The organism is Pseudomonas sp. CCC3.1, from assembly GCF_034347405.1.
Lineage (GTDB): Bacteria > Pseudomonadota > Gammaproteobacteria > Pseudomonadales > Pseudomonadaceae > Aquipseudomonas.
Genome location: NZ_CP133778.1, coordinates 5147070 through 5158931, shown reverse-complemented (window position 1 = coordinate 5158931; position 11862 = coordinate 5147070). Strand labels below are relative to the sequence as shown.

7 protein-coding genes are annotated in these 11862 nt (G+C 57.5%); 6 read left to right on the top strand and 1 reads right to left on the bottom strand.

The window, feature by feature from the left end:
* The first annotated feature begins 223 nt into the window (after window positions 1–223).
* The 4 genes from RHM56_RS22535 (at window position 224) to RHM56_RS22520 (ending at window position 6338) form a co-directional block, all read left to right on the top strand.
* Complete coding sequence (locus RHM56_RS22535) at window positions 224–1705, top strand: YdgA family protein (RefSeq protein WP_322236220.1); 1482 nt, start codon at window positions 224–226, stop codon at window positions 1703–1705.
* 238 nt (window positions 1706–1943) lie between these two features.
* Entirely contained in the window at window positions 1944–2450 is a 507-nt protein-coding gene (locus tag RHM56_RS22530) for an RNA polymerase sigma factor (RefSeq protein ID WP_322236218.1), read from the top strand.
* Window positions 2451–2540: 90 nt separating this feature from the next.
* On the top strand, window positions 2541–3536 hold the full coding sequence (locus RHM56_RS22525) for a FecR family protein (protein ID WP_322241849.1): 996 nt from the start codon (window positions 2541–2543) through the stop codon (window positions 3534–3536).
* A 96-nt stretch (window positions 3537–3632) separates the two neighbouring features.
* Entirely contained in the window at window positions 3633–6338 is a 2706-nt protein-coding gene (locus RHM56_RS22520; protein ID WP_322236216.1) for a TonB-dependent receptor, read from the top strand.
* Between the two features lie 161 nt (window positions 6339–6499).
* On the opposite strand, the gene RHM56_RS22515 is transcribed toward RHM56_RS22520, so the two are convergent.
* Window positions 6500–6919: a VOC family protein gene (locus tag RHM56_RS22515; RefSeq protein WP_322236214.1), complete on the bottom strand. Its 420-nt coding sequence runs from the start codon at window positions 6917–6919 to the stop codon at window positions 6500–6502.
* Window positions 6920–7072: 153 nt separating this feature from the next.
* Here RHM56_RS22515 and RHM56_RS22510 point away from each other — a divergent pair, with 153 nt between their 5' ends.
* Together RHM56_RS22510 and RHM56_RS22505 are read left to right on the top strand one after the other, a co-directional pair.
* A complete protein-coding gene (locus RHM56_RS22510) occupies window positions 7073–9220 on the top strand; it encodes an McrB family protein (RefSeq protein ID WP_322236212.1) in 2148 nt (715 codons plus the stop codon).
* A gap of 29 nt (window positions 9221–9249) precedes the next feature.
* Window positions 9250–11757, top strand: a complete 2508-nt coding sequence (locus RHM56_RS22505; RefSeq protein ID WP_322236210.1) for a hypothetical protein — start codon at window positions 9250–9252, stop codon at window positions 11755–11757.
* Window positions 11758–11862: the final 105 nt, after the last annotated feature.

Sequence of the window (11862 nt, the reverse complement as noted above, 5' to 3'; positions counted from 1 at the left end):
AGTCCGCCATCCGTCGGGCGAGTAGCAGTGCCCCTAGAGCGCCTGTTTCAAGCGCCATGCTCATGGCCGTCATCGCGCTGCGCCTGATCGGTGCAGCACATGGGCACCGCTGAAAAAGCGTCGGGCTGTTGCTAGTGTTAACCTGCCGCCACTTTCCGGCCCATGAAGGGCTTAGCAAAGACCGCATATCTTTCAACACAACGGACATTGAACGGGTCAACTGATGAATAAACCATTAGGCGTACTGGTAGGCATTGTTGTAATCGCAGGGGCTCTGAATACGGCGGGTGCGTGGTACACCGGGACCAAACTTCAGGGTGAGCTGGAACAATCCCTGGAGCAGGCCAACGTTGAACTGGCGCAGCAGCTCAAAGGCACCACGACCCGCGCCACCATAGAACTGGCCTCATTTGAACGCAATCTGTACAGCAGCACGGCGCATTACCGAGTCGATATCCAAGACGACACAGACATGGGCAAGCAGCCGGTGGTCTTTCTGTTTGCAGACCACATCGAACACGGTCCTTTGCCATGGTCGCGCATCAAAACCTTCAAGTGGATGCCAGTCATGGCCACCAGCAACTATTCGCTGGTAAAAACACCGTTCACCGAAAAGTGGTTTGAAGCTGCCAAAGATCAGTCCCCGCTGAAGGGCCAGGTAACGATTGGCTACAACCGTTCGATAGAGGGCGATTTGGCGCTGTTGCCCCTTGAAGCCAAGCTTGATGAAAACGCCAACTTCATTTTTTCCGGCTTGACCATGAGTGCTCAGTCGGATGCCGACGGGAAAAATGTCAAAGGCAAAGGCTACATGGACCACCTGGAATTCGTGAGCACCACGCCTGGCAAGCCGCGTGCGCGCATCGAACTCAATGGCCTGACCATGGCCAGTGATTTGAACAAGAGCGCCTTTGGTTTTTACTTGGGCCAGAACGTTCTGGAGTTGAGTGAAGGCCAACTGACTTACGGCGAGCGCCAATCGGTGGCCAAGGTCAAAAACTTCGAATATGCGGGTTCTGCATCGGCCAACGGCAACCTGATGTCCGGGCGCCTGAGCTACAACGTGGGCGACTTCACGCTGGACGACAAGCCAGTGGGCAGTGCGCAAATGATCATGACGGCCAGCCGTCTGGATATTCCGGCCATGCAGTCGCTATTGACGCTCTATCAGGCCAAATTCCAGCCGCAACCTGATGGTACAAAACCTGTGGCCCCGTTGACCCAGGCCGAACAGATCCAGATGCAAGCCGACGTCAAACAAATGCTGACGGCCAAGCCACAGCTGGCGCTGGAGAAATTCACGATCAAAACTGCCAATGGTCAAAGTGACCTCAACTTGGCTCTAAGCCTTGCCCCGCCGACCACGTTCGAACAGCCTCCGCTCGAATTGACCCAGCAAGTACTGACCTCTCTGGACGCCAAACTGGTGCTGTCCAAGCCGATGATTGCCGATCTGTCGGTTGTTCAAGCGCAACTGGCCGGTCAGACAGACCCTCAAACCATTGAGAAAATGGCCACCATGAACAGCGAAATGGCGGGCGTCATGGCCGTGCAAACCGGCGTGGCGAAAGTGGAAGGTAACAACATCCTGGCATCACTCAACTACGCAGCAGGCCAGGTTGATTTCAACGGCCAAAAAATGAGCCTTGAAGACTTCATCAACCTGATGATCACCCGCTTCGGTAACGGCCCTGACCGCCTTTAACGACTGCGCACGACCCACTCAACTATAGAAGCGAGCGTGCCCGCGATCTTTTAAAAGATCGCGGGCACGCTCGCTTCTACTAAATGGGTTCTTACAGTCAGTAAACAATCTGACGTAATGATCCTCTGGATTGATGCTGTTTCTTTGGCTAATAGCCAACCCACTAATGGCCGCTTGCCTCTACCGATGCAAATGATAAAGAATATCAACCTCATTTAATCTAGGCAGCGCAGGCACCATGGCCTCTGAACCCGATCTGGAGCGATGGTATGCCGACTATGCACCGCGTTTGCGGCGCTTTGTGCTGTTGAAAACGCGTCAGCCCGAGTTGGCTGACGACCTGACCCAAGAATGCTTCGCCCGGCTGGCCACGCGTGACAGCGAAGAGCGTCTGCAAGAGCCCATGGCGTTTTTGTTCACCATGGCCAATCGGTTGGTCATCGACCATCGGCGCAGCCATCAGCAGGCGCGCACCGAGAGCGTCCCCCTCGACACCCTGCACGAAGTCGTCGATCCGTTGCCCGGCCCGGATGTGCAGGCCGAGGCGCAGCAAGACATGCAGCGCTTGCTGCACGCGCTGCAAGCGTTGCCGCTGCGCACGCGTCAGGTTTTCCAACTGTGCCGATTCGAGGGCATGAGTTATCCACAGGCCGCTGAACATCTGGCAATCTCCACCAGCTCCGTGCAGAAGCATCTGGCAATGGCCCTGAGTTTCGTGGCGCAGAAGATGGAGCGCCGAGGATGAAAACCCTGCGCGCATTACGTGTTTATTTACCTGATGTGGCGGCTTCGCACGTCATATTTTCTATACGCCAAAAGAAGAGAACACCCCGTGATGACGCCTGACGCCACTGCTGAGCGAATCCGCCAGCAGGCCGCTGACTGGGCCGTACGCCAACGCATGGAGCGGCTGGATGCGCAACAACTGGACGAACTGGAGCGCTGGCTGGAGGCGGACCCGGCCCATTGCGACGCATTGGCCGATGCAGAAATGCTCTGGGAGATGTCTGAATCACTGCGCGATGTGCCTCTGTTTGCCACGCCGGTGCCTGTGGCGCGAAGCACGCGCGTGCGCCGCTTCCTGCGCGGGCTGTTCGTCTGGGAGCCGCTCATGCCTGCTCGATGGGCTGGCGTTGCAGGCGTGCTACTGGTTGTGATGCTGGCGGTCAACGGCCGCGAAACGCTGGATCCGTTGTGGGCGGATTACCGCACCGGCACCGGCGAAGTGCGCGAGTTGACCCTCGAAGACGGCAGCCAAGTGTTGCTCAGCTCACGCAGCGCGCTCAACGTCGATTACGACGGTCACGAGCGCCGGGTGCGTCTGGTGCAGGGCGAAGCGCTGTTCAGTCCGGCGCCACGGCAGGGCGAAGAGCGCCGGGCGTTCGTCGTCGAAGCCTCAGGCGGGCGGACGCAAGCATTGGGCACGCGCTTTCTGGTGCAACGTCTGGACAGCGACAACGCTTGGGTTGGCGTGTTGCAGCACCGCGTAGAAGTCAGCATGAACCAGCCGCACAGCGCGCTAAACCTGAGCGAGGGTCAATCGGCTCGCTATCAACGTGGGCAAGGCATCGTCGCCCTCACGGATGACCCCGCGCAGCGCGCGGATTGGGCGCAGGGCGTATTGATTTTGCGCAATGTGCCACTCGCGCAGGCGTTGCAACGGCTGTCGGAGTTCCGTCCGGGGTTGCTCAAACTAGTCGATGGCCAGCAGGCGCAAATCCCCGTCAGCGGGCTGTTTCACCTGGACAACCTCGATGCTGCAATCCGCTCCCTGGCAGCAGAACGACACTTGCAAGTCGTTCAGTTGGCAGGCGTGACGTTGTTGTATTGAATTCGGCCGTTCTGAAATTATTTTTACCTGACGTCTGCGATCATCCGTCAACGCTAATGCAGTTGCAATTCATTAGCATTTAAGGAGTGGTTAAGGATGAACGCAGAACGACCGATTCCCAGTCGCTTGGGAAGGGCTATCGGCATGGCAATCATGCTGCTTGGTGCGGTATCGACAGGCCAGGTGGCCGCTCAACAAAGCCCTTCGGTTACGGGGGATGCCAGCAGGCAGGCAAACCTCGATAGCGTGCGCTCGTTCAACGTGCCCGCACAGCCACTGGACACCGCGCTCTACGCCTTGGCCACTCAGGCCGGCGTCGACTTGCTGGTCGGCGATGCGCAACTGCAAGGCCGCACAGGGCACGCCGTCCAGGGTAACTACAGCATTGCCAACGCGTTGAGCCGGTTGCTTGAGGGCTCCGGCATCCGCTACGAACACAGCCAGGCACAAGACAGCAAACGCCCGACAGTGCAGCTGTTCCAACTGCCCGTGCATGACGGCAATGTGCTGAGTTTGTCGGCCACTCAGGTCAATGCCGGGCACCCGGAAGATTGGGTCTACCAGGCCCCGCGTTCGGTGAGTGTGGTCACCCGCGAACAGTTGGATCGCAGCCCACCGCGTCATGCCGCTGACATGCTCGAAGAAGTGTCTGGCGTGTACTCGGCTGTCAGCCAGCAAGACCCAGGCCTGTCAGTCAACATTCGCGGCATTCAGGATTATGGCCGGGTCAACATGTCGGTTGACGGCATGCGTCAGAACTATCAGCAAAGTGGTCATCAGCAGCGCAACGGCACCCTGTACGTCGACCCCGAATTGCTCTCGCAGGTTGTGGTAGAGAAGGGCGCGACCTCCACCATGGGCGGCGCGGGCGTGATTGGTGGTATCGCTAACTTCCGCACCCTTGAGGCGGCTGACCTGCTGAGCGATGGCAAGGAAATCGGCGGCCGCATCCGCCTGACCACAGGTTTGGGCGGGCTCAGTAATGGCACTCACTTTATCGGCAGCTCGGCCTTTGCCATGGGTGGCGAAGTCTGGGACATGCTGCTGGCCGCAAGCGAGCGTCACCTGGGCGACTACGACCCCGGCACCAAAGGCAGCATCGGCGAGATTCGCAGCGGCGCGGCCTTGAGCCCGGAAAACCCCGATCGCATCAAAAACTCTGCCGTGCAGTACTCGGGGTCAGTGATGCGTTCGCGCCTGATCAAACTCGGCCTCAACCTGCCAGAAGATCAGCGTTTGCAACTCAGCTACCTGGTCACCGAGGTCAACTACGACGACGCCAACATGATGAGCGTCGAGAAAGCTCAGTTGTGGGAAAAGCTCGGCAGCAGCAGCGTCAAGGCGCAGAACCTGGCGCTGGACTACAGCTACGCGCCGGATAACCCTTTGATCGACTTCAAGGCCAAGCTCTACCACGTCGACAATCGCAACGATCAGACCACCCTGACCCGTGGCATAAACCCTGGCTACGAGATCACCTACCAGACCGACACCTACGGCCTTCAGGCGCAAAACACCTCGCTGTTCGCGCTGAGCGAGCGGTCAGTGATCAAGGCCAATTACGGCTTGGAATTCTTCTACGACAAAGTGCGCCCGGACTCTTCGCAACCTGTGGAATCAGGGTCGGCGATCAATGCGTCGGCTTCAGAAAGCATGACCCCAAAGGGCGATCGTGGCGTGGCTAGCTTGTTCGCGCGCCTGGACTACGACTATGACGACTGGCTGAATATGAATGCCGGGTTGCGCTACGACCGTTATCGCCTGCGTGGCAAAACGGGCCTCAATACCCGCACCTTCGAGCTGGGCACAACCCGACAGTTCTCAGTGCCGGTGAACTATGATATTGATGACGAGCAGGGCCGGTTCTCGCCGACTTTCGGGCTCTCCGTCAAGCCGGGTCTCGATTGGCTGCAAGTGTTTACCACCTACGGCAAAGGCTGGCGCCCACCGGCGGTGACCGAAACCATGATCAGCGGGCGGCCGCATGGCGGTGGTGCGGAGAGTACCTTCCCCAACCCGTTTCTCAAGCCTGAACGCTCGTCGACCTGGGAGCTGGGCGTCAATGTGTTCAAAGACAGCCTGTTCTTCAACGGCGACCGTCTGGGCGCCAAAGTGGCGTACTTTGATACCCGAATCGACGACTTCATTTTCATGAACATGGGCGTGCAAACCCCGGGCTATGGCATGGCCGGCATTGGCAACAGCGCCTACGTCAACAACCTGAAAGAAACCCGCTTCAAAGGCGTCGAATACCAGTTGGACTATGACGCGGGTCGGGCGTATGGCCAGTTCAACTACACACACATGATTGGCACCAATGACTATTGCAGTAAAACGGCCTGGTTGGGCGGCGTAACCAAGATCTACAAAAAACCGGGAGGCGGGAGCCGCGCGCCGGTAGACGCGATGCTCCCCGATGACGTGGCTAACGCAGCCTCACATTGCAGTGCAATCCTGGGCTCTGCTGAACACATGCCGATGGACCGCGGCACCCTCACGCTGGGCGCGCGCTTCTTCGATCGCAAACTGGATATTGGCGCGCGTGCTCGTTACAGCGCGGGCTACGCGGTAGAGGGCGGGCCCAACGTGACCGTCTCACAGACCGGCGTCTACCCGGCGGACTGGAAGCCCTACACCGTCTACGACCTGTACGGCAGCTACCGCGTCAACGAACAACTGAACCTGCGACTGGCCATGGAAAACGTCACCGACCGCGCCTACCTGGTACCGCTGGGCGACGTGCTGGCCTTCACTCTGGGGCGGGGAAGAACCTTGCAAGGCACCGTCGAGTATCAGTTCTGAAAAATGCGGCACATCGGCGTAGCAGCTGCCGAGCTCAGCGAGGCTGCGTCCGGCGGCGCAGCCGTCGTAACGTCAGGTATCGCGGACTTTCAGAAGAATCCGGGAACCAGGTTTTACGATCGCTTCGCAATCGGACGTAGCCTGCGGCAACTGCTACGGATTCAGCATTCCAAGACAGGCAACAACCCCTTCGCAAACACAAAACACAGCTTATTGCCTTCCGGATCACGGCAATACGCACCGTAATAATCGGCGCCATACTGCGGCCGGTCCCCGGGTGCGCCTTCATCACAGGCCCCCAGACGCAACGCCGTCTCCCAGGCGGCGTTCACCTGCTCAACCGACTGCGCGCCAAAACTCACCTGCACCCCGTTGCCCCACGTCGCGGGTAAACCATTGAACGGCTGTTGAATATAAAACTGCGGCCAATAGCGCCCCGGTCGCTGCCAGCCCGCTCCCGCAGGGCCCGTGTCTTCGTGCTCAGGAGCTACGCGCACCAACCCCAGCGTCGCCAGCACCGCATCGTAAAAAGCAATCATCGCCGGCACATCCCGTGCGCCAATCTGGATATGGCTGAACATGAGCAGTCTTCCTGAAGTGGAACGCACACTGTAGCCAGCTTTTGAACAGGTACGGCAACTTCTGACAAAGGCGCGTGCCTCAGATTCGCTGGCATGATCCGGGCGTCGAGTTCATGCTGAGCCAAAATTCAACGTCGGACAGCAGGAAAGCACGTGACGATCGATGGAACGAACCTCAATAGCATGAGCGGCAACGACGAGGGCAAGCCTACGGAACCTGTCCCCACATTAGAGTGGTCGGACGAGGCGTTACGTAGCTACCTTGCACAGAGATGGCAGCAGCAGAGCGCTTCGACTCTTCGGGTCATAGGCCGTGTATCCCATGCTGAAGGGAATAATTTCGGCTTTCTCAACGAGCTTCATCATCCTGATTCAGGCATCAGATTGCCTTCCCCAGTTGCCAGTTCAGGGGCAAGCCTGTCCGTCTTCGTGCCGCCATCTGAACTGCGCAATCACCTGAAAGTCGGGCTGGTTGATGGTTTCGCCATCGCCGAGCTGGACTTGTCGCCGTTGCAAGAGCGGCAAAAACGCGGTGACCCGCTGGCGTGTATGGTGCGCGCCGATACGCTGGAACCACTCAGCCAAATCCCCGAAAGTTGGTGGCATATTCAGGATATTCAGTCAGCCACGTTGCCTTTTATTGTGACCAAGGTACGCGATGCCATAGAAGACCTCGTGCGAAGAGAGACCGCGCAAGCCGCGCAGCAGCTTCAGGCTGTGCGCGAAGACGTCGAGGCCGCTGTCGAGAAAAGCACAGTGCTCAATGACCAATACACGCGCATCGAGACCGAAATGGGTGAGCGTACTGAGCGTATCGCAACATTAGAAATAGAATTTGCACAGAGGACGCATGCCTTGCAGACGAGGTTTGGAGAGCTGGAATCTTTTTTCCGAGAAAAAGGCGAACGCTTGGTCGCGCTCAACCTTATCGACAGGTCTGACATGGAGAAAGTGTTCCCCCCTCAAGCGACGCTTGATGCACGGGAAGGCCATGACTTCGGTATAGAGCTTGGAGGTAATCTTGAGCAACTGGCGTCCTATGTTCAGGCGTATCTATGGCGTCAGGGCGTACTTTACACCCGTGCCCAGTTGCTCGATTTCATGACGTTGTTGCGCACCCATGACTTGATTGTGCTGGCGGGGGATTCTGGCTCGGGCAAGACCAGTTTGGTGAAGTCATTTGCGCAGGCAGTCGGGGGGCGTTGCACGATTGTGCCGGTGAAGCCCAACTGGACCGGGTCGGACGACCTGCTGGGTTACTACAACCCTATTGAGCGGCGCTATCACCCGTCCCAGTTTCTGCTGGCGCTGCTGGAGGCGGCGCGTGAACCGCAAGTGCCTCACTTCATCTGTCTAGACGAAATGAACCTCGCGCGGGTGGAATATTATTTCGCCGATTTTTTGAGTTTGCTGGAAACCAGGAGCCAGGCTCCGTGGATTCACCTTTATTCATCATCTGAAGAACGTCAGGCCGTCGTCGATAACACCCTTTTTCTCGCGCTTGAAGAAGAGGCCAGAAAACGCGCAGGTCTTCCAGACAATGCGTCGTTCAGCGACATCTTGATGAACGATCAGGCGAACCTTGAGCTGCGCAGGCTAGCGGGTTTTCAAGAGGCTGACACCTTGCTTAACTATCACGCGAAAATCAGACGCTCGCTGTCGGGGATGATCGATATACCTTCCTCTTTCCGTTTCCCGGCTAACGTCTGGATCATCGGGGCGATCAACGTGGACGAGACCACCCACTATCTCTCGCCCAAAATTCTGGATCGTGCTCACGTGATGCGCTTTCGAAACCCTGTCTTGATGGACTGGGATGCCGTCGAGAGTGAGCTCAAGCCATTCGACCTTGATCTGCAACTGCCGATGAATATAGCGAGTACTGACTTAGGTTCACGTGCGCAATACCCGGTATTTGATCAGTCCAATGCTCAGGTAAAACGGCTCATTTCCCTGTCGCGAGATTACCTCGATCCGCTGGGCATCGAATTTGGCATGCGCGCTATCAGGCAATCGCTCAACTACATGTTGAGGGCCGCCGAAGCCGGTATCGGAGCCATGGCGGCGTTGAATAACGTCGCGGTGCATAAAATCCTGCCCAAAATCATCCTCGATGTAGAGAAGGCCGCGCCCAACGGCCAACGGCGCCGTGACGTGCTGATCGGATTGCGCGACGCGTTGGCTCAAGCGCTGGAGGGGCTTGAGCGCAGCGAGGTGACCGAGTCAGCCGTTGAGTCCCTGGATGAGTTGATCGCCCGCTCAGAGAGTAACAACGGTATCGCCAACTTCTGGACCCGATGATGTCACTGCCAATCGAAGCGCGATACTTGATGATTGACTGGCAATCAGAGGGCGTCGCGCGGGACATCAAGGCGGCGCCACAGGCGCTGGAGATAGAGCGGGACGCCAACGGCGGCTTATCCATCGAGACCACGGTTTTCAACGATTTCCATCCTTGGCTGGGGATGCGCCTTGAGCTCGCCTCCAACGAGACCGTGCCTGTTTTCGTCAGTGCATCGGGTGAAGAAACGCCAATGCTGCGTATAGCCGATCAACAGAGCGGCGGGCATTGGTGGTTGCAGCACAGCGGCTGGGATCCCCTGAATAAGCGTCATCTGAGCGAGCTTCATCGAAGTGCAGGTGCTTATCTGATTCGGTCAGGCGAGTTGACACTGCGGGTTGAAAACAGACTTTCAGGTTTCGGTCGCGCCGACATCCAGACGTACATCGATGACTTTCGAAGCGATCTGCTCTGGATGATCATGAATGAAACCGCAGCTGCTACGGCCTCAGGTCAAGGGGCTGGCGCAGGTGCCGAATTGGCCGCGGCATTAAAAACACTGCACGTTGCCGCCAGCAGAGTGCTGGCATCCCCAGCAGTCAGTATTCGGGAAGGGACTGCGTTGCAGTCGATGGCGAAGCTACGGCCGAACATTGCCACTTTTCGCGAGTACTTACGCAACCCGCAAGCTCGGCAGCTCAGGGGGCGGGTGTTCAACGAATCGGCTGATATTTCCGAGAATCGATACCTGCGGCATATGCTAGCGGTTGCTCTCAAGGTGGCCGCTGCCTATACGTCGGCAGCTACTGTGCAGGCTGACTTCCTTCAGCGGCTCTCCTCGCAAGAGGCCGAGCGTGCTTTGCGCGACAAAACAGCCCAGTCACGCACGGTTGATCCTGAAGTCTTTGATCATCAGACGCGAGAGATCACGCGCAGGTTGGAAGCACTGGGGGACTTCGTCGGGCCCTCAGCCAATGAGCCAGGGCATGCCGTTCGTTTTCCGATTCGCCTGAGTAAAAGGTACTCGGATAAGTGTGCTTTTTTTTACGAGCGTCAGGACGGCCAGCAGACCAGCGTTGACGCTGAAATCGCCTACAGAGTGGTGGTGTTTCCTGAGAAGGTGTTCGAGCTGATCCTCTGCGCGCATCACGTGTGCAAAAATCTGACTCTGACAGGCTGCGCGCGGTCCTCCTTGAAGAGAGCCGTCAACGGAAAACAATACCGCGAGCTCACGTTTATTTCAGTTCACAGCATTTCGGTGCAAACCCATGTCTTAGAAAAAAGGGCTGCCAAACGCAAACGCCTTGAGGCCAATAATTGGCACGTTGCGCTCTCAGCCAATGAACGTCGCGAACTCACGCGTGAAGCCGCAATTGCCGAGCGACGAGCGAAGCGCTCTTCAGAGAAAAGGACAGCCATTGCATCCACGACGTTGGCCATAGCGCATGAAGCCGACCGGCTGCAAAAGATAGATGCCGGATTGGCAAGTCTAGGGGTCTCATCCAGTTCGACTTTTCCGCTCGGCATGCGGCTCGTGTCCAACCCGAACTATGCGACATGCGTATCGGCGTTCAGTAAAATTCGCCAACTGATTGATCGGGGTGGCCTGGACCTGTCGAAGCTAGATGAGATCAGCCAAATAGGGATCCTGCATGCCAGTGAAATCTATGAAAAATGGTGCCTCATCAAAATACTCATGCTGCTGATGCACGACTTCCGCTTCAAGCCCGAACCTGGCTGGGAAGAAAAGCTCATTACCAGCACGCTGGCACGTTCAAATAACGTCACGTTCGAATGCTCGCGCGACGAGTTGAACCTTAAGGCATCGCTTACCTGCCAGGCAGAAATGTTGTCAGGCCGCAGGCCTGATTTCGTCCTGGACATCACACACATCCGCGACGAACTGCCGACACGTTACAACCCACAAAAAGGGCGGCGTATCGGACTCGTGATGGACGCCAAGTTCAGAAGCAAGTGGAAGAAGGATGAGCTGAACCACATGCTCGATGAACTGACCTTGATCAGGGGCTACGATCAGGCACTGGAGCATGCAAAAGTCTTCATCATCCAGCCCTGTGCGTTCACCGTACACCCGTCCAAATCTCCACTCGGATGGGGCGCGCACAGCGACTACAGCAGAACGAACGCTCACCGCCAAGGCTGGATACAAGCAGGCGTCCCCTCATCCGGAGTCCAGTCCACCCAACACCTCAAACGCCTGCTCACCCTGGCATTCCAGAGTTCATTCCCTGCGCCAACGCCAATGAGCGAAGACAAGGACGACCCCCGCTGGACATCTCACAGCTTCTGCATCGGCTGTGGCGAACGCCACGATAGCCAATCAATCAAAGCCAAGCCCATGAAGAGTGGCGCGATGCAATGGCTACTGGACTGCAGGCACTGCGGCGTCTGGACAACCCGAACCCACTGCTATTGCTGCCTAACGCCGCTTTTCAAAAGCGGCACCGTATGGACGTACCACACCACCATCGCCGATCAGGTGACGAATGTAATCTGCCCCAACTGCGGCGCCTATTTTGATGGGGATTTTGAGTAGATCGCGTGCTCAGGCTCCAGGCCTGCAAGCGTGGTGTCTGCCAAAGGGCGGCGTTTGATTTCAGTTCAAGGAATCTCAAACCGTACACGTGGGCATACACGGCGG